A 19,710-nucleotide genomic window follows, 5' to 3' on the forward strand; every position below is an offset into this window, starting at 1 on the left:
CTCAAATCGTTCGCGACGGGACGGATGCAAGTCCTTGCGGTGATGCGCGCAAGGACTTTATTTGCGTCGATGGTCGAATAGCTCAGACGAAGACGCGGCTGAAGATCGTGTCGACGTGCTTGGTGTGATAGCCGAGGTCGAACTTTTCACGGATCTCCGCTTCCGGCAAGGCAGCGGTCACTTCCTTGTCGGCGAGCAGTTCCTCGAGGAAGTCCTTGCCTTCTTCCCACACCTTCATGGCGTTGCGCTGGACCAGACGGTAGGCGTCCTCACGGGAAACGCCGGCCTGGGTAAGGGCCAAGAGCACGCGCTGCGAGTGCACCAGGCCGCGGAACTTGTTCATGTTCTTCAGCATGTTGTCGGGATAGACGACGAGCTTGTCGATGACGTTGGTCAGGCGCGCCAGCGCGAAGTCGAGCGTGACGGTGGCATCCGGGCCGATCATGCGTTCGACCGACGAGTGCGAGATGTCGCGCTCGTGCCAGAGCGCCACGTTCTCCATTGCCGGCGCGGCATAGGAGCGGACCATGCGGGCGAGGCCGGTCAGGTTCTCGGTCAAGACAGGGTTGCGCTTGTGCGGCATTGCCGACGAGCCCTTCTGGCCCGGCGAGAAATACTCTTCCGCTTCCAGCACCTCGGTGCGCTGCAGATGGCGGATTTCGGTGGCCAGGCGCTCGATCGACGAGGCGATGACGCCCAGCGTGGCAAAGAACATGGCGTGGCGATCACGCGGGATGACTTGCGTCGACACCGGCTCCGGCTTCAGGCCGAGCTTGGCGGCGACATGCTCCTCGACGCGCGGATCGATGTTGGCGAAGGTGCCGACCGCGCCCGAGATGGCGCAGGTGGCGATGTCCTCGCGGGCATGCACCAGGCGCTCGCGGCAGCGGGTGAACTCGGCGAAGGCCAGCGCCAGCTTGACGCCGAAGGTTGTCGGCTCGGCATGGATGCCATGGCTGCGGCCGATGGTGACGGTGTCCTTGTGCTCGAAGGCGCGGCGCTTGAGAGCGGCCAAAAGCGCGTCGAGGTCGGCGAGCAGCATGTCGGTGGCGCGCACCAGCTGCACGCTGAGGCAGGTGTCGAGCACGTCGGACGAGGTCATGCCCTGGTGGATGAAACGCGAATCCGGGCCGACGAATTCGGCGAGATGCGTCAGGAAGGCGATGACGTCATGCTTGGTGACGCGTTCGATCTCGTCGATGCGCTCGACGTCGAAGGTGGCGGCACCGCCCTTTTCCCAGATCGTCTTCGCGGCTTCCTTGGGGATGACGCCGATTTCGGCCAACGCGTCACAGGCATGGGCCTCGATCTCGAACCAGATCCGGAACCGGGTTTCGGGAGACCAGATGGCGACCATCTCGGGCCGGGAATAGCGAGGGATCATGGCGGGGCTCGTCCAGCTGTGGTTTCGTTGCGGCTCCCCTAACAGAGGTGGGCGCAATGCTCAACGCGAACGGCTGGCAAACCATGAAGCTGCGGCGAAAAGAGCGACGAGTCCGCCGGGAAAATAGAGTCGCAGGCCCAGAACAGCGAATTGATAGAGCGCGACGAGCCCGGTGAAGACGAACTGGAATGCCCAGGTGATGGTGAAGGGGGCGGCATGCCACTCTGCATAATAGCTCCGGTACTGCAGCGCATAGAGCAGGGCGGTCAAGCCGATCGTCACCACCTCGAACGACACGAATGCCGCCGCGAAAGCGGTCTCGCGGCCGCGGTGGCATGACAAAAGGCGCGCCAAGGTCCAGCCGATGGGGAAGGCGATCGCGCCGCCGAGCGCGAACAGCAGCACGACCGCACGGACGCGCACCGGCGTTTCCCAATGGTCGAGCAGAAGCGTCAGGAAGGCGCTGGCGCCCATCGCAAAGCCCCACAGGGCTGCGCCGAGAATGGCAACCCGCAGCGACGGCAGCGCCTGGCCCAGTCGGTGGCGTATGCGCATCGGCCCTCGGCTCTTGCTGCGGGACGGGCCCGCGACAACAGTATTGCTCACATCTGCCCCGTCACGGCGATCCAGCGGTGGTCCGGGCCCTCGAAGCCATGGCGGATGACGGTCACCAGCACGGCATAGGCGGGCGTTCCGCCATCGCCGAAGAAGGTCTGCACACCGCCGATGCGGTATCCGGTCGGGCAACCACGGCTCTGCGGCACGTCCTTGTCTTCCTGCAGCACCTCTGCCCTGCCGTCTTCACCGATGCGGACCAGCTTGAAGCCCTTGACCGGGCCGATGCCGGCGCAGCGCTCGATCTCGCCGAAGGAAATCTCCGCGAGCTTGAATTCGAGCTGCTTGTCGATGGGCGGAAACACCGGGCGCGGATTGACCGTCATGTTGAACGGGTCGGCACTCGTTTCGGTCACGGCGTTGAAACCGGCGAGGCGGCCGCGATTGGCGGCCAGCTCCTCCTCCTTGACGATTGTGTTGCCGCGCTTGCGCGCTTCGGCGCGCGCTGCGTCGAGGCCCACACTCTCGTCTTCCATCTGAACCCGCACCGGCGTGCCGGGCAGGAATTTGTCCGACGCGGTGTCGATATAGAAGCGATTGGCATAGGCAAAGCCGGAGCCGTCCTGGATGCCATATTCCTCGAAGGCAAAGACCTTGCCGTCGGCGCTGAAGCCGAGCACGTTGAGTTCGGCGGCGTCGCCGGCCCGTGCCACCTGCGAGGCGGCGCACAGCGACATGGCGGCGAGGCAAAGAAGCTTCATCACGTTCATGGCAGCGGCCCCTCCCTGCAGTTGAATCGGCTTTGCAAATGACGGCGCTAACATACAGACAATAAAGAGTTTTGGTTCATCCTTTGCGCGTCGTCCACACCTGCATGATGTCGCCACGCGTGGCGGTCGCAGCGTGCACGCCCCGGGCGATCGCGCGCGCCATGGTCGAGGCGGCGGCAGCGTAGAAGTCGACGACCTCGGCCTGGCCGACCTCGATGCCGCTTGCGCCGGTTGCGAGCGCGAACACCAGGTCGCCGTCGAAAGGCGTGTGCACCGGCCAGATTGCGCGGGTGAAGCCGTCATGCGCCGAGATCGCCAGCCGCTTGGCAGCAGCCTTGGTCAGCACCGCGTCGGTGGCGATGACGGCAATCGTGGTGTTGGCGGCCGCGTTGTTGTCTTCCTCGTATTTCTTGAACACGCGCGAAGCGTCTGCAGGCAGTGATGATGGGAATCCCAGTCCGCCGAACTCGCCGTCCAGCTCGAACGGTGCCGCCCAGAAATGCCTGGAGCGGCCGACTGTCACCGACCCCGTCGCGTTGACGGCGACAAGGGCGCCGACCGTCACACCGTTGGGCAGAACCGTCGATGCCGAGCCCAGCCCGCCCTTGAGGCCGGCGGTCAGCGCGCCGGTACCGGCACCTGCCGTGCCCAGCGCGAATTCGCGCGCCGCTGCCTGCACCGCCTCGTAGCCAAGCTCGCGATAGGGCGGATAGCGGCCCCAGTCCTTGTCGCCGCCATTCAGCATGTCGAACAGGATCGCCGCCGGCACGATCGGGATCACCTGGTCGCGCATGGCAAAGCCGATGCCCTTTTCGCGCAGCGCTGCCTGCACACCCGAGGCGGCATCCAGACCGAAGGCCGAGCCACCCGAGAGTGCGACCGCGTTGATCGTCTCGACGGTGTTGTGCGCTTCGAGCAGGTCGGTTTCGCGCGTTCCCGGCGCGCCGCCCAGCACCTGGCAGGCTGCGGTAGCAGGCCTGTCGCAGATCACCACCGTCACGCCCGATTTCAGCTTTTCATCGCTGGCGTTGCCGACGCGCAGTCCGGCGACGTCGGTGATCAGGTTCAACGGTCCGGCTGTTAACGTGGCTGGCAGCATTACTGGGTCTCTGCAGGCAGGTAGCTGGTTCCGTCGAAACGAAACAGCCGGAACGGGCTTTCCACAAGGTCGCCCTTGGCGTCGAAGCGGATGGTGCCGATGGCGCTGTCGAAGTCCTGGCCCGCCAGCACTTCCGCGACAGGCTTTCCGCTCGACGCGGCGAGCCGCGCTGCAGCGCCGGCGATTTCCACGGCGGCGTAGCCGGGCAAAGTGTAGCCGTCGGTCATCGTCTTGGCCGCTTCGAACGCCGAACGCACCTCCGGCTTGGCGACATCCGACCATTCAGGCGGTGCGATCATCAACGTGCCCGTGGCGGGCGGCACGATGCGGTCGGCGACGCGCAAAGTCTCGCCGCCGGCGAAAATGATGTCGGCGCCGAGCGAAGCTGCGTCGCGGCCCATCACGGCGATGTCCTCGCCGTCGCCGCCGACGAAGACATGCGTGGCGCCCGCCTTGCGCAGTCGGCCGATCAGCGCGACCTGGTTGTCGAGCTGAGGTCTGTAGGTGTCGAAGAACACCGGCTTCAGCCCGGCCTGTTCGGCGCTGGCGCGGAAACTTTCGGCCAGCTCGCGGCCATAGATCGTGCCGTCGTCGATGATCGCAAACAGCTCGTCGTTCCACAGCCGCGTCAGGATCGAGGCTGCCGCATTGCGCTCGCCATCGCCGCGCGGCCCCAGCCGGAACAGCGGCCAGGCGGTCTTGTCACGCAGGTCGGTCAGGCTGTCGGTGCGCACGCCGACCGAAATGACAGGAATGTTGGCGGCCTTGAGCACGGGCAGAGCGGCCTCGACGGCCTCGGTGCAGAGAAAGCCTGCGGCAATCGCAACCTTGGCGTCGATGAACACCTGCGCTGCCTTGGCGCCGCCTTCGGCCGTGCAGCCGTCGTCGGCGATCACCAGAACAGCGTCGCTGCGCGTCGCGGCAAGCTCGGCACCTGATTTGACCTGCTCGCCGAGGATCGCTGACGGACCCGACAGCGGTGTCGCAAGCCCGAGCTTCACCGGCTCGGCATGGGCGGCAAGCGTCGCCAGCGACGCGCAAAGCAGGGTGGTGATGGCCGTTGCGGCTCGCATTCGCTCCGAAAAATCCTCTGCAAGGCCAAGTTTAGGCTGATAACCTGACCTACTGCCTGGCCCGGCCAAGCGCAACGTGCTTGTGCCATCTCAGCTTGTGACCCGGTCGATGCGGCCATATATAGCGGTTATGTCTCGTTGCAGGAAAATCCGGTGTTGAAGAAGTTTGAAGTCGGGCCGCAGGCCTACCGGGACGCGATGAGCCATTTTGCCGGCGCGGTGCATCTGGTGACCACCGACGGTCCGGCAGGAAAACGTGGCACCACCGTCATCGCTGCCTGCTCGGTGTCAGACAACCCGCCGATGGTGCTTGTCTGCGTCAACCGCGAGAACCCCAACAACGACCTGTTCGTCAAGAACGGCAATTTTGCCCTCAACACGCTCGCCGCCAGGCACGAGCCACTGGCCGTGGCCTTCTCAGGTGTCACAGGCCTCGCGCCTGAACAGCGCTTCGCCCTTGGCGAGTGGGAGGTGCTGGCATCAGGCGCGCCGGCCCTGATCGGCGCCGTTGCCGTGTTCGACTGCGAGCTCGTCGACGCCAAGGAACTGGCCACCCATCGTGTCATGTTTGGCAAGGTGACAGGCCTGCGCATCGGCGATAACCTTCGCCCGCTGATCTATCACGGCCGCAGCTATCACGTGCTGTAGACCGCCTCTCCGGAAACGCCATGACCAACACGCCTCGTCCAGTTCCCCAGACCATCGACGAGACGCTGACAATGCTCGCCGGCGCCGACTACGTCGCCGACAGGGCGCTTGCGACGGTACTTTTCTTATCCCTGCGGATGAACCGGCCGCTATTCCTCGAAGGCGAGGCCGGCGTCGGCAAGACCGAGATCGCAAAGGTTCTGGCCAGCGCGCTCGGACGCCGCCTGATCCGGCTGCAATGCTACGAAGGCCTCGACGTTTCCTCCGCCGTCTATGAGTGGAACTATGCGGCGCAGATGATCGAGATTCGCATGGAGGAGGCTGTCGGCAAGGTCGACCGCTCCGACATGGAAAGGAACGTCTTCTCGGAAAAATACCTGATCCGGCGTCCGGTGCTGGACGCGTTGACCGGCAAGGCGGGTGCTGCCCCTGTCTTCCTCATCGACGAACTCGACCGAACCGACGAGGCCTTTGAGGCTTTCCTGCTCGAAATCCTCTCCGACTACCAGGTCACCGTTCCAGAACTCGGCACGATCAGGGCGGAGGAACCGCCGATCGTCATCATCACCACCAACCGCACCCGTGAGATCCACGACGCGCTGAAGCGCCGCTGCCTCTATCACTGGGTCGACTATCCCAATGCAGAGCGCGAGCTCGAAATCGTCAGCCGCAAGGTGCCGCAGGCCAACCGGCGCCTGTCCGCCGAGGTCGTCCGGTTCATCCAGAAATTGCGCGAGATCGAGCTATTCAAGGTGCCCGGCGTCGCCGAAACCATCGACTGGGCGTCGGCGCTGACGGAGCTCGACAAGATAGCACTCGATCCCGAGACGATTTCGGACACCATCGGCGTGCTGCTCAAATATCAGGACGACATCGCGCGCATCGAGCAAGGCGAGGGCCGCCGCATCCTCAACGAGGTGAGGGCGGAGCTGGCTGCGGCGGAGTAGGTGCGGTGACATGACGCCCAGCAGCGCTGCATCAGACGGTCGCATCGCCGACAACATCGTCTATTTCGCCCGCGCGCTGCGCAAGGCCGGCATGCGTGTCGGCCCGGCTTCGGTGATGGATGCGATCGAGGCGGTGCTGGCCGCGGGCATCGGCTCGCGCGACGATTTCTACTGGACGCTGCATGCCGTGCTGGTCAGCCGCCACGAGGATCACGCCACCTTCGATGAAGCCTTCCGGCTGTTCTGGAAGTCGCGCGAGCTGATCGAAAAGATGCTGGCGATGTTTTCGCCCGTGGCGCCCGACCGCCGCGAGAAGCAGAAGCCGCGCGCCGCCGAAAACCGCGTCAGCCAGGCGATGTTCGAAGGCCACCACAACAGCCAGCCGCCGCGCGAAATCCCCGAGATCGAGGTCGACGCCCGTTTTACCGTGTCGGGCAACGAGATGCTGCGCGGCAAGGACTTTGCCCAGATGACAGCAAGCGAGATGTCAGACGCCCGGCGCGAGATCGCAGCGCTCAGGCTGCCCTTCGACACCGTGCGCACGCGTCGTTTCAAGCCGGACCCGCATGGCGGCACGGTCGATCCGCGCGCCATGATGCGGGCGGCAGCCCGCACCGGCGGCCAGCTGATCCTGCCGAAATTCCGCTCCGTGCGCGAGGTGCATCCGCCCCTGGTCGTGCTTGCCGACATCTCAGGCTCGATGAGCCAGTACACCCGCATCTTCCTGCATTTCCTGCACGCGCTGGCCGAAAAGCGCCGGCGCGTGCACACCTTCGTCTTCGGCACCAGGTTGACCAACCTGACCCGGCAGATGCGTCACCGCGATCCCGACGCGGCCCTTGCCGACTGCTCCGCCGCGGTCAAGGACTGGTCCGGCGGCACCCGCATCGGCGACACGTTGGGCGAGTTCAACCGTTTGTGGTCGCGCCGGGTGCTCGGGCAGGGCGCCGTGGTACTTTTGATCACTGACGGGCTCGAGCGTGACGATGTGTCAGGCCTCTCCGAGGAAATGGAGCGGCTCAAGAAATCCTGCCGCCGACTGATCTGGCTCAACCCGTTGCTGCGCTTCGAGGGGTTCGAAGCGCGCGCGCGCGGCGTTCGTGCCATGCTGCCTTATGTCGACGAGTTCCGCCCGGTGCACAATCTCAACGCGCTTGGCGATCTCTGCGCTTCGCTCGGCGCGCCGGCGTCGCGCGACACCGACCCCAGATTGTGGATGATCGACGGCCTGCGCCGGGCGGCGTAAGGTCGCAAAGGGAGGTTTCCATGCCAAGCAAGTTTCTCGATGAGGCCCGCGACCCGCTGATCATCGCCGAAGGCTGGATGAAGGACGGCAAGGACGTCGCCATCGCCACCGTGGTCGAAACCTGGGGCTCGGCGCCGCGCCCCGTCGGCAGCCATCTCGTCATCGACGCCGAAGGCACCTTCCATGGCTCGGTCTCCGGCGGCTGCGTCGAGGGGGCGGTGATATCAGAGGCCCTCGATGTCATCGGCAGCGGCCAGCCGAAGATGCTGGAGTTCGGTGTCGCCGACGAGACGGCGTGGCAGGTCGGCCTGTCCTGTGGCGGCAAGATCAGGGTTTATGTCGAGCGGTTGGGCTGAGCGATGGATCCCTATGTCCTGAAAACCCTGAATGCCGAGCGCCGCGCGCGCCGCGCCGCGATACTCGTCACCGACATCGGGGATGGCCGCGACCGCGTCGTCAGGGAAGGCGATGCCGTCGCAGGCGACCTTGGCCAGGCGATCGCCAGGGCATTTCGCAGCGGCATGTCCGGCCTGGTCGAGGCCGAGGGCCGCAGCTTCTTCCTCAATGTGCACCTGCCGCAGCCCAGGCTGGTGGTGATCGGCGCCGTCCATATCAGCCAGGCACTTGCGCCGATGGCCAAGATCGCCGGTTTTCCGCTGGAGATCATCGACCCGCGCACGGCCTTCACCAGCGATGAACGTTTCCCCGACGTCGTCCACAAGGCCGAATGGCCCGAGGATGCGCTGAAGCATTGTCCGCTCGATCGTTATGCCGCACTTGCCGCCATCACCCACGATCCCAAGATCGACGACTGGCCGCTCAAGGCAGCACTCGATGCCGAGTGTTTTTATGTCGGTGCGCTGGGCAGCCGCAAGACGCATGGCCGGCGCGTAGAGCGCCTGCTGGCAATGGGCGTGACGCCGGAGCAGATCGACCGCATCAACGCGCCGATCGGGCTCGACATCGGTGCCGCCAACCCCGCCGAGATCGCGGTTGCCATTCTCGCGCAGGTCATTTCGGCGTTCCGTGCGCGCGGCCTCGGCGCCAAGGCAAAAAGCGAGGCGGCGTGAGATTTGGCGCAATCCCCGTCGACCAGGCCAAGGGCGCTGTGCTTGCGCATTCCACCAGCGCCGGTGACCTCCGCTACCGCAAGGGCCATGTGCTTGCCGCCGAAGACGTGGCCATCCTCGCAGCCTCGGGGCTGAGCGAGATCGTCGTCGCCGTGCTGGAGCCGGGCGATCTCGGCGAAGACCAGGCGGCTGGGGCGATCGCGGCCAGCATGCGGCACCGTCATATCGAGGTGAAGCCGGCGGCGACCGGCCGGGTCAATCTGCATGCGCGTGAAGCCGGCGTCTTCACCGTCGATGCCGGCCTGATCGACGCTATCAACGCCATAGACCCCTCGATAACGGTTGCCACTCTGGCCCAGCATGCCACGGTCGAAAAAGACCAGATGGTCGCGACGGTGAAGATCATCCCCTTTGCCGTGTCAGGCGATCTGGTGCGGCAGGCGACCGAGCTATGCGCCAAAGGCGAGATCTTTGCCGTCAATGCGTTCGCGGCGAGGCGCGTCGGCCTCGTCCAGACGGTGCTGCCCAGCGCCAAGGCGAGCGTGCTCGACAAGACCGCGCGCCTGACCGAGCAGCGGCTGGCGCGCTCGGGCAGCCGGCTCGTCGCCGAACGGCGCACGGCGCATGAGGCCGAGGCGGTGGCAGAGGCCACCAGGGAACTCGCCCGCAACAACGACCTCGTGGTCATTTTCGGCGCCTCGGCTTTGGCTGATTTCGACGATGTCATCCCGGCCGCAATCCGCGCCGCCGGCGGCACCGTCATCCGCTCCGGCATGCCGGTCGATCCGGGCAACCTTCTGGTGCTTGGCCATATCGGCAAGACCGCCGTCCTCGGCGCGCCCGGCTGCGCGCGCAGCCCCAAGGAAAACGGTTTCGACTGGGTGCTCGACCGGCTGATGGCAGGGATCGACGTAACGGCGGCCGACATTGCCGGCATGGGCGTCGGCGGCCTGCTGATGGAAATCGCGACAAGGCCGCAGCCGCGCGACCTGTCGGCTGTTCCGGCCGCTCCAAAAGTGCACGCCGTGCTGCTCGCCGCCGGTCGTTCCAGTCGCATGGGTGGGCCCAACAAACTGCTGGCATTGTTCCAGGACAAGCCGCTGGTGCGCCGTACCGCCGAGCGCGTTCTTGCCTCGAAAGCCGAAAGCACTGTCGTCGTCACGGGCCATCAGGCCAATCGTATCCGCGACGCGCTTGCCGGGCTCGACCTACCAGTCGCTCACAATGCCGACTTTGCCTCGGGCCTCGCCAGTTCGCTCAAGGCGGGTATTTCAGCGCTTCCCGACGATGCCGCCGGCGCGCTGATCGTGCTCGGCGACATGCCCGAAGTGCTGCCCGCCGACCTCGATCGGCTGATCGGAGCGTTCGAGCGCGAAGGCGGCCGCGCCGTCGTCCGCGCCACCCATGACGGCAAGCGCGGCAACCCGGTGATCCTGCCCCGCGCGCTGTTACCGGCCGTCGCTCATCTCGAAGGCGACACCGGCGCCCGGCATCTGATCGAGAGCGAAGGCGTCGATGTCATCGACATCGAGATCGGAGCAGGGGCGGCTGTTGATGTCGATACACCCGAGGCGCTCGAAGGCGCCGGCGGGGTGCTGCAGGATTGACAAACGGGTGGTTGACTAGCCAACCCTACGTCATGTCATTCGATTTGAAGTCTCGTTCCTTCGCGCCCCCCTCTGTCCTGCCGGACATCTCCCCCACAAGGGGGGAGATCAGCAGCTGCGCAGCCAGTTCACGTCCTGCTTCGTCGCAGGTCGGTCGAGGCGTCGATGCCAGCCAATCTCCCCCCTTGCGGGGGAGATGGCCGGCAGGCCAGAGGGGGGCAACGTCGAGCGCTTGGCTGCAGGCTAGCTTGCGCCGCTTGGTCTTGCCGTTCGTGATTGCCGCATTCGTAGCATTTCCCGCCCATGCCCAAACCCTCGCCCCCTACAAGGACGAGCTCTTCGCCTATCCTGCCATCCTCTCGTCAGAGGGCGAGACCTACCGCGTCGTCGACTACCAGGAGATGCGCGACATCAACGAGCGCGACCAGGTGCCGGAGCGGCGGGTTCAGGGCAAATACGTCTCGACGGGCGTCCGCAAGGCACAACAGGACCTGGTGCTGAAGCTTGATGCCGGCGACGTCAGGCACTTCGCCGTCGGCAAGACCGAGGGCGCTTCAGTCATCGTGCTTTATCTTCATGGCCAGGGCGGTAGCCGCAAGCAGGGTGTCGACGATTTCACCTTCGGCGGCAATTTCAACCGTATCAAGAACCTGATGGCCGCCAATGGCGGGCTCTATCTGTCGCCCGACTTTTCCGACTTCGGCGACAAGGGCGTTGCAGAGGTGGCGGCGCTTATCGACCACTACGCGGCGCAGTCACCTGGCGCCAGGATCGTCGTCGCCTGCGGCTCGATGGGCGGCCAGCTGTGCTGGGGACTGGCGCGCGACGCCAAGGCAGCCAAGAAGCTGGGCGGGCTGATGTTGCTCGGCTCGCTCTGGGACGACGCCTTCCTCAAATCACCGGCCTTCGCGGCCAAGGTGCCGGTGTTCTTCGGCCAGGGCAGCAAGGATCCTGTTTTTCCCGCCGACAAGCAGGAGGCGTTCTTCCGCTCGATCCTGGCCAAGAACAAGGCCTATCCGACGCGCTTCGTCCGCTTCGAGACCGGAACCCACGGCACGCCGATCCGCATGACCGACTGGCGCGAGACGCTCAACTGGATGCTGTCTGCGAAATAGCCTCAAGGTCCCGAATTGTAGTCGAGCACCGTCTCGGGGTTGATATCGCCGTCATAGGACGCATCGACGTCGTACCGGACCAGCGCAAACGCGCCGTCGCGGAACAGCCAGGTGCCGTCGGATGAGGCATCGCCGACGCCGCGCCATTTGGCGTGCGAAGTGATCGTCATCGTCTTGTCGTCGAAGGACGAATTGACCAGCGCGTTTTCCGTGCGATAGCCGATGACGTTGACGCTCTCGAGTTTGCCGTCGGGATTGTCGCCCTCGTAGTGGATGTCGAGCTCGGGGGCGGCGAAATGCTGCTCGTTCAGCCCGTCGGCCTCGTTCCAGAGATAATAGACATGGGTCTCGTTGTAGGCGCCCATCTGGCAGAAGAAGCGGAACAGCCGGGCTTCGCTGGCCGGCGCGTCGGCGGCGTCCGATTTGTTGTGGTAGGAAATCTTGTAGCTCTGGATCGCCTCGTCACCTTCACGGGCAACGTCGCACTGGGCCTTGTGGCTTGCAGCGAATGTCTTGGTGGCAAGGTCGAGCACGGCGTCGATCTCTGTGGGCGGGGCATCGCCACACTGCTTGGGCAGCGCTTCGCTCAGATTGCCTTCGGCTGGCTTGAGTGCACCTTTCTCGAGCTGGATCGGGGTGAAGGGCGGCTCCTGGATCGAGCCGTTGACCTGCCGGGCGGTGTAGCAGCCGGCGAAAACCTTCTCGGTGCCGTCCTTGTCTATGGCGCGAATGGCGACCGGGATGTTGTAGAAGATCGAGCCGGCAGCGCCGTCCGAACTGACCGCGCCTGTCTCGATCTCGACGCGCTCGGTTTTCTCATATCCCTTGGCGAATTCGGCAAAGTCCTTGGCGGGCTTGGCATCGCCGAAATAGTCCCAGGCACGGGCATATTCCTTGCGGCTGACCGCATTGTAGAGCGAGCGCACCACGGCGGCCGCATCGGATCGGTCATCGAGATAGGGCAGATCGGCGGCCAGCGCCTGGAACGACCAGAGGCTGGTCAAGGCGGCGGTCAATGCTGCCCGTGTCGAAAAAGTCCTCATCGCGAATCTCCTGCCTGCCGCAATGATGCATCATCGATTGCGGCAGCGCAGTGACGCGCGGAACCATCATGCCTGGCGCGTCGACATTTCGCGGGCGATACGGGGAAAATCTGCCGGCTTGATGCCGATGTCGGCGCGGTCGGCCGAGTTCATCGCGTTCAGCAAAGCAAGCGCCGCACGATAGCGGACCTGTTCCTTGGGGCGAGGGCGGGCGAACAATTCGGTATAGAAACCCATCTCTCAGGCTCCGGTTTGTCCTCCCATGGCGACATATAGGCGATTCCGGCGTGATTGTGCAGTGCAGCATCGACATGGCTGCCATGCAGTGCATGGAAAAATCTTTCACGACCGGTGTAACAAGTCAGGTGTCGGTTGCGTAACTGAATAGCCGGCACTGCTGGCTTTCCTCGCCGCAAGGCGACTTCGGGCCGCATATTACCCCCCATGCGGCCCGGTTTTTTTGTGCCGACATTTCTAAGAAGCCACTGGCGTCACGAAACGATTCTTAACCGAGCCTGATTACGGTTCCGGCAAATATTGCGTATCATGCCGTTTCGTGCGGAGGGCCTTGCATGGGCACCGAGACCAATCGCGACTTCGCTTCGTTGCTCGACGACCTGTTCGTCGCGCCCGAGCCTGGCGAGATTGCGCCCGCGCCGACCATCCCGTTCGACTATCTCGCCGTTGCCGAGGAACTGCATTCCGGCCGCATCCGCGTTTCGGGCGAGACCGCGGCCGCCGGCTATCGTGAGGCGGGCGAGGCGCTCGAGGACGAATTCGTTTCCCTGCTCGACATGGTCAGGGCCAGGGCTGTGGCCGACGCCGTCGAAGCCGCGGCGGGTCCTCTGGAGCCCCCAGCGCCCGAACCGCCGTCGATCGACCCGGACGCGATCGCCGCCGAGCTCGGCCTGGCCGAAGCCAAGCCGGCCGATCTCGCCAGGCTGCGCCGTATCTTTGCGCTCGCCAACCACCCCGACCGCGTGGCGCCGCATCTGCGCCAGCGCGCCATGGTGCGCATGCAACTCGCCAACATGATGATCGACGACGCCAAGCGCCGCGCCGCCAAGAAAAAAAGCTGACGCCGCCTTCAGCCTGATGCCGGACCGGCCAGTGCCCCGCTTGGCCGATGCAGTGAGACGTCCTATCTGTGAGACGCTGCATCGCACTGCCGGGAGGCCCCATGCTCAGAGTCCAGAAGATACCGCTCGACGACATCTACGTGCCCGCGGCGCGCAAGAAGACGTTGCATCCCGAAACGGTGCGGCATCTCGCCGAAGACATCGTCGAGAACGGCATGAAGACGCCGATCCAGGTGCGGCACGACGGCAAGCGCTACGTGCTGGTCGAGGGGTTGCATCGGCTTGAGGCCGTGCGCTGGCTCGGCGAGACCAGCATCGATTCCTATCTCGTCCAGGCGCGGAAACACTAGCCAGATTTTTTCCGGCGGCCTGTCGGATCGAGCGCGGCTGGCTCGTCCTAGGTCCGAAGCTGATTTCAACGAGGAGACTGAAATGACTTCTGCCAACGATCGCGAACTGGTCCTGACCCGCATCATCGCTGCACCGCGCGAAAAACTCTATCGCTGCTGGACCGATGCTGAACTTTTGCCGAAGTGGTTCGCGCCGCTGCCCTGGACGACGGCCAGCGCCAAGCTCGACGTGCGTGCCGGCGGCACCAGCGCGATCACCATGCGCAGCCCCGAGGGCGTCGACTACCCGAGCTCGGGTGTCTATCTCGAAGTCGTGCCGAACGAGAAGCTGGTCTTCACCGACGCCTTTACCGAGGCCTGGCAGCCATCGGAAAAGCCGTTCATGGCGGCGACCGTGACCTTCGAGGACATTGGCGGCGGCAAGACCCGCTACACCGCCGTTGCCCGTCACTGGAACGTCGAGGACCGCGAAGCCCACGAAAAGATGGGTTTCCACGAAGGCTGGGGTCAGTGCGCGGATCAGCTCGAGGCGCTCGCCAAGACGCTCTGAGGATTATTGCCTGATTGCGAAAAGGCCAGGTCGGCAGACCTGGCCTTTTCGATTCCTAGGGCGGCGGCGGCCTCGTGAGCATGGTCTGACGTTGCCCTACGAAGCCAACCTTCGGCGTACTGATCTTTCGCACCCCCTCTGGCCGGCAGGGCAGAGGGGGGTGGGAAGGATCGCGGCGCGGCAAGTCACTGCAAAAATTGTTCCACCCGTGGAAAATTTCGCCCACGATGTAGGCATGCGTTCGCCTCGTTCGTCCTAGAGGCAAGAGCGACGAGGCTCGGACAAGAGAGGACGAGGACATGAACAAGCGCAGTTTCATCACCATGCTGGCGGCGGCGGCATTTGCAGTTGTGACGGGAGGAGTGGCGATGGCCGAGACGGCGAAAGCCACGGATGCCGGCGTCAAGGCAGGTCATGCCGAGATCAACGGTGTAAACTATTATTACGAGATCCACGGCGAGGGCGAGCCGCTGCTCCTGTTGCATGGCGGGCTGGGGTCGATCGACATGTTCGGGCCGGTGCTGCCGGCGCTGTCGAAGAATCGCCAGGTGATTGCGGTCGACCTCTACGGACATGGCCGCACCACGCTGACCGATCGCAAGATGAGCATGATCGACATGGGCGACGATATGGCCGGGCTGGTCAAGAAGCTTGGCTACGACAAGGTCGACGCGCTCGGTTATTCCTTCGGCTCCGGCGTCGCCTTCCGTCTGGCCGTGCAGCATCCCGAGACGGTGCGCCGGCTGGCGCTGGTGTCGGCGGCCTATGCCCAGGACGGCTTCTATCCCGAAATGCTGCCGATGCAGGCGCAGGTCGGCGCCGGCATGGCAGAGATGATGAAGCAGACGCCGATGTACCAGACCTATGCGGCGGTGGCGCCCAAGGTCGAGGATTTCCCGAAACTGCTCGACCAGATGGGCGAGTTCATGCGCCAGCCCTATGACTGGGCCGAGGACGTCAAGACGCTGAAGATGCCGGTCATGCTGGTTTATGGCGACAGCGACATGTATCGGCCCGAGCACATCGTGAAGTTCTACCAGTTGCTCGGCGGCGGGCTGAAGGATGCCGGCTGGATGCGCGAGAACATGTCGCAGAACCGGCTGGCGATCATCCCCAACCGCACCCACTACGACGTGTTCTTCGCACCGGAACTGGCGACGACCGTGCTGCCCTTCCTCAATGGCGAGACCAAGGTCAAGACCTGGGACGAGCAGGTCAAGGAATCGCAGTAGCGCAATGGCCGGGCGCCTGCCGGAAATCGGCGGCGCCCGGCCAATTTCCTTGCCGGACCACGGCTTCGAATGGTATCGTTCGGGCACGCTGAAAATGCCCCTTGCAGGGTGTCGGAGATGCGGCCAGCAAACTGATCGAAAATGAGCTGGCGATGATGCGGCCCAACTTGCCGCACGGCAGTCGATGCCGCTTTCTACATGCAGGCCGCAGTGACGCGATGATGCCACGAAAGGAAGTGGTCATGGCTATCTCATTGACGATGCAGGAATATCTCGAAGACAATCACATCCGCTACGATGCCGCCAGGCATGCGCGCACCGGCTGCTCGATGATGACGGCGCAAGCGAGCCATGTGCCCGGCAGTGCGCTGGCCAAAGGCGTGGTGCTGAAATGGGAGGACGGCTATGTGCTGGCCGTGCTGCCGGCGACCCGCCATGTCGATCTTGCCCGAATGCGCGAGATCATCGGCGACAAGGTGAGGCTGGCGACCGAAGAAGAGGCGAGTTCGCTGTTTCCCGACTGCGACGAAGGTGCGGTGCCGATCCTCGGCGTGCCCTACAGGGTGGCCTGTGTGGTCGACGAGCAACTGCGCCGCGGCAGCGATGTCTATTTCGAGGGCGGCGACCACCGCACCCTCGTGCATGTCACCGGGGACGAGTTTTCGCGGCTGATGTATGGCATGCCGCAGGCCCGCATCAGCTGGTGAAAAGTTGAGCCCGGCGTGAAGGGGCGGGGCGCGCCTTTACGCAAGTCATTGAATGACGATGCCTATTGCCGCTTGAGGTGTTGACCGGGGCGGCAGGCCGGACGCCCTCAGGGGCGGTTCGGTCGACAGCGAGAGGTTTTTTCGCCGTTCGGGAAAATACCTGCTTCGTGTCACCGATCCGCCATTCGGCGGTCATGGTTCGGGGCTATGGTGAGCAATGTCGAAATGGTCACGAATGGAGGCGACTATGGACGACCAGCATGAACTGACACTCGAAGACCTGCTGCAGGATCCGATCATCCTGAAAGTCATGGAACGCGACGGCTATTGCCCCGACGACATCCGCCTTCTGGCGCGGCATGCCACTTCGGGCGCCCAGGTCTGGGAAAGCGTATCCTCGCGGGCCAGCGCCCGCCGGCAGAGCCGCTTGGCTTTCCGCACGGCCAATGCGTCGTGCACGTCGCTTTGCGCGTAAAGCCGCAACCTGCGATGTGACTGTCGCCTGAGGCAGTCACCCCCACCTTTTTCATCGACAATCGACAGCACTGCACCTTATGCCTGATGCCGCAACAGCGGTATCTCAGGTGAGGGGATTTGACATGGCGCAACGATATGAAGGCGGCTGCATGTGCGGAGCCGTGCGCTACGCCGTGGACGCCGCACCGCTGAACGAACGCGTCTGCCATTGCCGCAGCTGTCAGAAGGCGGTTGGGGCGGCGTTCAATGCGCGATTGATGTTCCGCACCGAGCAGGTGACGATGAGCGGGCCGGTGAAGACTGCATTTTCGTCGCCAGGGGTGAAGCGCGGCTTCTGCGCCGAATGCGGCACGACCGTGCTGTCGGGGCGCGAATCCGCCGGCGTGCTGGCCGTAACGTCGGGTTCGCTCGACGATCCCGGCCTGTTTCGCCCGACCATGCATATCTGGGTGTCGTCGAAGCAGCCCTGGCTCAAGCTTGATGACGGCCTGCCGCAGTTTGCCGAGGCAGCGCCGGCATAGTCTTGTTGCGCGTGATCTAGACGCAGATTTCGACGCCGCTGTCGCGCAGTCGGGCGAGCAGGCGCTCTTCCGGCAGCGTATCGGTGACGAGCGTGTGGATGTCATGGAGCGAGCCGAGGTGGACCAGGGCGCGGCGGCCGAATTTCGAGCTGTCGACGGCCATGATGGTGCGCGCGGACTGGCCTATGGCCGCGGCAACGGCCGCGACTTCGGCATGATCGTCGTCGCCGATGTCGCCGTCATGGTCGACGCCGCTGACCGAAATGATGGCGACGTCGAACTTGAAGCGCCTGATATATTCCGACGTTTCCTCGCGGAAGACGCCACCGTCGACCTGGCGGACGAAACCGCCTGGCACGGCGATGGCGAAATTGGTGCTTTCGCTCAGCGTCGTTGCGACGCGCAGCGAGTAGGTGACGACGCGCAGGTCGCGGCGCTTGACCAGCGCGCGCGCCATCGCCTCGCAGGTGGTGCCGGTGTCGATGAAGACAGCAGCACCATCGGGCACAAGCTCGGCGGTCAGGCTGCCGATGCGCTCCTTGGCGGCGGCGTTTTCGACGCGGCGCTGGCGCAGCACCGCCGGATCGACGGGTGCTGAAATCGTCGCCCCGCCATGCAGGCGCCGCACCTTGCCGCCCTGCTCCAGCGCCATGATGTCGCGACGTGCGGTCTGCGTGGTCACCCCGTATAGTGGTGACCTCCTCGGCCAAGTGAGCAACGGTGCCTCGGACCATGGCGTCGACGTCAAGCTGGCGGTCAGCTTTTAAGCGCTGTTGCGGCTCTGTCTTGCCGAACTGGAATCGGCTTTACCGCTTCCAGTGCGCGCGGACCAGGATGGACCTCAATCCGGCAGTCAGCTTCCAGGAACTGCAACTCTGTCCTGCCGGCACCTGTGTGCCGGCTGGACGAGGACAAGAAAGCCCTCGGCGTCGAAAAAGGCATCCGCGGCCATGGGGCCGTGGCCGCGGATGCCTGACTTACCTGATCTTGTGGCCTTGCAGGATGCGCTCGACGGGTGCCCAGCCGATGTAGCGTGGCTGAGTCCAGCCTTCGGCGGGCTCCAGTGCCTCGACGGCGTTGATGTCGTCGATGCGCACTTCATCCCAGGCATGGACGATGCGGCCTTCGCCAAGGCAAAGCCCGACATGGCCCCAGTTGGTCGTGACGTCGAATAGCTCGCCGGTCATGTCGAAGAAGACGAAGGCGCCGCGCGGCGGTTCGCCGGTCGGTGGGTTGACGCCATATTCGTCCGCTGATTCCTTGGCGCAGTCGCCGCCGAAGATTTCGATCTCGTTGCTCTCTTCATAGGCGTCCTCGACGAAGGCGAGGCAGCGGAAGCAGTAATCCTCATTGCCAAGCTGGGACATGGCCCAGGTGATGGCGTTATCGATGTAGTTTTCTGTGCGTGTTTTCACGGAGCAGATATTCTGTTGAAATGATAGTTTTGTTGACCTCGATCGTGATTGCTGCGATGCGCGCCATTCGGTCCTCCATTCCAGGATGTTAAATTAGTAATGTCCGAATCTTTTCCAGAACATGTTTTGATTTTACCGATCAAGTGGTTCTTGCGTCGGGGGGCGGCTCATACTTTTGTTTGTATCGCTCGAGCAATACATAATTTGAAATGAGAGTTGCTTGACGCCACGGAATTCCGAAACTATGTGCGCTTCGGGCAACAGCCCGACCCGTTGGCGGACGACATCAACCGCGCCGGCTTTGCCGGGTCAGACATCCAAGCATGGAAAGTGCCATGACCGAAAAGATCAATTCGGCCGTCGAAGTCTCGTTGCGCCGTATCTCCGCCCAGACCGTCTCCGACATTTGCGATCTCAGCGAGACGTTGAGCGAGGCCCAGCGCAACAAGGTCGCCGACAACGGCACCTCTATCGCCGAGGCGCATTTTTCCGAAAACGCCTGGTTCCGCGCCGTCTATGCCGACGAGGTACCGGTGGGCTTCGTCATGCTGCATATCGGCTCCGACTATGACGTCATCGACTGCCCTGGCGCCTTCCTCTGGCGCTTCATGATCGCGGGACCGTTCCAGCGCATGGGGTATGGCGAAAAGGCGATCGCGCTCGTCGTCCGCGAGATGAAGGCGAGGGGATTTGCCGAACTCTTCACCAGCTACGGCCTGGGTGAGGCGAGCCCGGAAGGCTTCTACAAGCGACTCGGTTTCGTCACGACGGGCGAGACCTATGACGACGAGGTCGAGGCCGTGCTGAGCTTCGCGAACTGAC

General features: G+C 64.1%; 24 protein-coding genes. 15 read left to right on the plus strand and 9 right to left on the minus strand.

What is annotated here, in order from left to right:
- Positions 1–82 precede the first annotated feature (82 nt).
- The 5 genes from purB to H5P29_RS16430 form a co-directional block, all read right to left on the minus strand.
- Positions 83–1,384, minus strand: a complete 1,302-nt coding sequence (gene purB / locus H5P29_RS16410; RefSeq protein WP_067961313.1) for an adenylosuccinate lyase — start codon at positions 1,382–1,384, stop codon at positions 83–85.
- Between the two features lie 60 nt (positions 1,385–1,444).
- On the minus strand, positions 1,445–1,939 hold the full coding sequence (locus tag H5P29_RS16415) for a hypothetical protein (protein ID WP_154383976.1): 495 nt from the start codon (positions 1,937–1,939) through the stop codon (positions 1,445–1,447).
- Positions 1,940–1,986: 47 nt separating this feature from the next.
- Positions 1,987–2,709, minus strand: coding sequence for a DUF2259 domain-containing protein (locus H5P29_RS16420; RefSeq protein ID WP_154383977.1), 723 nt, complete (start codon positions 2,707–2,709; stop codon positions 1,987–1,989).
- Between the two features lie 76 nt (positions 2,710–2,785).
- The gene (locus tag H5P29_RS16425) at positions 2,786–3,808 is read right to left on the minus strand and encodes a P1 family peptidase (RefSeq protein ID WP_154383978.1); all 1,023 of its coding nucleotides are present in this window, start codon (positions 3,806–3,808) and stop codon (positions 2,786–2,788) included.
- Positions 3,808–4,881 carry a branched-chain amino acid ABC transporter substrate-binding protein gene (locus H5P29_RS16430; RefSeq protein ID WP_154383979.1) on the minus strand — a complete coding sequence of 358 codons (1,074 nt, stop codon included), beginning with the start codon at positions 4,879–4,881 and terminating at the stop codon, positions 3,808–3,810. The genes H5P29_RS16425 and H5P29_RS16430 overlap by 1 nt, the downstream gene beginning before the upstream one ends.
- A 153-nt stretch (positions 4,882–5,034) precedes the next feature.
- On the opposite strand from H5P29_RS16430, the gene H5P29_RS16435 reads away from it, so the two are divergent.
- The 7 genes from H5P29_RS16435 (at position 5,035) to H5P29_RS16465 (ending at position 11,514) form a co-directional block, all read left to right on the plus strand.
- The gene (locus H5P29_RS16435; RefSeq protein WP_067966410.1) at positions 5,035–5,529 is read left to right on the plus strand and encodes a flavin reductase family protein; all 495 of its coding nucleotides are present in this window, start codon (positions 5,035–5,037) and stop codon (positions 5,527–5,529) included.
- Positions 5,530–5,549: 20 nt separating this feature from the next.
- Positions 5,550–6,476, plus strand: a complete 927-nt coding sequence (locus H5P29_RS16440) for a MoxR family ATPase (RefSeq protein ID WP_154383980.1) — start codon at positions 5,550–5,552, stop codon at positions 6,474–6,476.
- A 10-nt stretch (positions 6,477–6,486) separates the two neighbouring features.
- On the plus strand, positions 6,487–7,722 hold the full coding sequence (locus H5P29_RS16445) for a VWA domain-containing protein (protein WP_154383981.1): 1,236 nt from the start codon (positions 6,487–6,489) through the stop codon (positions 7,720–7,722).
- Positions 7,723–7,742: 20 nt separating this feature from the next.
- Positions 7,743–8,078 carry an XdhC family protein gene (locus tag H5P29_RS16450; protein ID WP_067961329.1) on the plus strand — a complete coding sequence of 112 codons (336 nt, stop codon included), beginning with the start codon at positions 7,743–7,745 and terminating at the stop codon, positions 8,076–8,078.
- 3 nt (positions 8,079–8,081) lie between these two features.
- Complete coding sequence (locus H5P29_RS16455) at positions 8,082–8,792, plus strand: XdhC family protein (protein ID WP_067961331.1); 711 nt, start codon at positions 8,082–8,084, stop codon at positions 8,790–8,792.
- The gene (locus tag H5P29_RS16460) at positions 8,789–10,399 is read left to right on the plus strand and encodes an NTP transferase domain-containing protein (RefSeq protein ID WP_067961333.1); all 1,611 of its coding nucleotides are present in this window, start codon (positions 8,789–8,791) and stop codon (positions 10,397–10,399) included. Before H5P29_RS16455 ends, H5P29_RS16460 begins: the two co-directional genes overlap by 4 nt.
- A 257-nt stretch (positions 10,400–10,656) precedes the next feature.
- Positions 10,657–11,514: a S9 family peptidase gene (locus H5P29_RS16465; RefSeq protein ID WP_246670692.1), complete on the plus strand. Its 858-nt coding sequence runs from the start codon at positions 10,657–10,659 to the stop codon at positions 11,512–11,514.
- A gap of 2 nt (positions 11,515–11,516) precedes the next feature.
- Here the strand turns inward: H5P29_RS16465 and H5P29_RS16470 are convergent, their stop codons facing one another.
- Both H5P29_RS16470 and H5P29_RS16475 read right to left on the minus strand, forming a co-directional pair.
- A complete protein-coding gene (locus H5P29_RS16470; protein ID WP_154383982.1) occupies positions 11,517–12,557 on the minus strand; it encodes a DUF1176 domain-containing protein in 1,041 nt (346 codons plus the stop codon).
- A 66-nt stretch (positions 12,558–12,623) separates the two neighbouring features.
- A complete protein-coding gene (locus tag H5P29_RS16475) occupies positions 12,624–12,794 on the minus strand; it encodes a hypothetical protein (RefSeq protein ID WP_154383983.1) in 171 nt (56 codons plus the stop codon).
- Positions 12,795–13,129: 335 nt separating this feature from the next.
- On the opposite strand from H5P29_RS16475, the gene H5P29_RS16480 reads away from it, so the two are divergent.
- The 7 genes from H5P29_RS16480 (at position 13,130) to H5P29_RS16510 (ending at position 17,473) form a co-directional block, all read left to right on the plus strand.
- Complete coding sequence (locus H5P29_RS16480) at positions 13,130–13,636, plus strand: hypothetical protein (protein ID WP_067961337.1); 507 nt, start codon at positions 13,130–13,132, stop codon at positions 13,634–13,636.
- A gap of 101 nt (positions 13,637–13,737) precedes the next feature.
- On the plus strand, positions 13,738–13,986 hold the full coding sequence (locus H5P29_RS16485) for a ParB N-terminal domain-containing protein (RefSeq protein ID WP_067961339.1): 249 nt from the start codon (positions 13,738–13,740) through the stop codon (positions 13,984–13,986).
- Between the two features lie 82 nt (positions 13,987–14,068).
- Positions 14,069–14,536, plus strand: a complete 468-nt coding sequence (locus H5P29_RS16490; protein ID WP_154383984.1) for an SRPBCC family protein — start codon at positions 14,069–14,071, stop codon at positions 14,534–14,536.
- Positions 14,537–14,835: 299 nt separating this feature from the next.
- A complete protein-coding gene (locus H5P29_RS16495; protein ID WP_154383985.1) occupies positions 14,836–15,768 on the plus strand; it encodes an alpha/beta fold hydrolase in 933 nt (310 codons plus the stop codon).
- Positions 15,769–16,010: 242 nt separating this feature from the next.
- Complete coding sequence (locus H5P29_RS16500) at positions 16,011–16,475, plus strand: aminoacyl-tRNA deacylase (protein WP_067966415.1); 465 nt, start codon at positions 16,011–16,013, stop codon at positions 16,473–16,475.
- A gap of 247 nt (positions 16,476–16,722) precedes the next feature.
- Positions 16,723–16,950, plus strand: coding sequence for a hypothetical protein (locus H5P29_RS16505; RefSeq protein WP_067961344.1), 228 nt, complete (start codon positions 16,723–16,725; stop codon positions 16,948–16,950).
- 124 nt (positions 16,951–17,074) lie between these two features.
- Positions 17,075–17,473 (plus strand): GFA family protein, encoded by a 399-nt coding sequence (locus H5P29_RS16510; protein WP_246340641.1) that lies wholly within the window; start codon positions 17,075–17,077, stop codon positions 17,471–17,473.
- A gap of 16 nt (positions 17,474–17,489) precedes the next feature.
- On the opposite strand, the gene H5P29_RS16515 is transcribed toward H5P29_RS16510, so the two are convergent.
- Together H5P29_RS16515 and H5P29_RS16520 are read right to left on the minus strand one after the other, a co-directional pair.
- Positions 17,490–18,155, minus strand: coding sequence for a DeoR/GlpR family DNA-binding transcription regulator (locus H5P29_RS16515; protein WP_246786988.1), 666 nt, complete (start codon positions 18,153–18,155; stop codon positions 17,490–17,492).
- Positions 18,156–18,450: 295 nt separating this feature from the next.
- Positions 18,451–18,888, minus strand: a complete 438-nt coding sequence (locus tag H5P29_RS16520) for an NlpC/P60 family protein (RefSeq protein ID WP_246765256.1) — start codon at positions 18,886–18,888, stop codon at positions 18,451–18,453.
- A 335-nt stretch (positions 18,889–19,223) separates the two neighbouring features.
- On the opposite strand from H5P29_RS16520, the gene H5P29_RS16525 reads away from it, so the two are divergent.
- Positions 19,224–19,709, plus strand: coding sequence for an N-acetyltransferase (locus H5P29_RS16525; protein ID WP_182573960.1), 486 nt, complete (start codon positions 19,224–19,226; stop codon positions 19,707–19,709).
- Position 19,710: the final 1 nt, after the last annotated feature.

Source organism: Aminobacter sp. MDW-2, assembly GCF_014250155.1.
In the GTDB taxonomy this organism is placed as follows: domain Bacteria; phylum Pseudomonadota; class Alphaproteobacteria; order Rhizobiales; family Rhizobiaceae; genus Aminobacter; species Aminobacter ciceronei.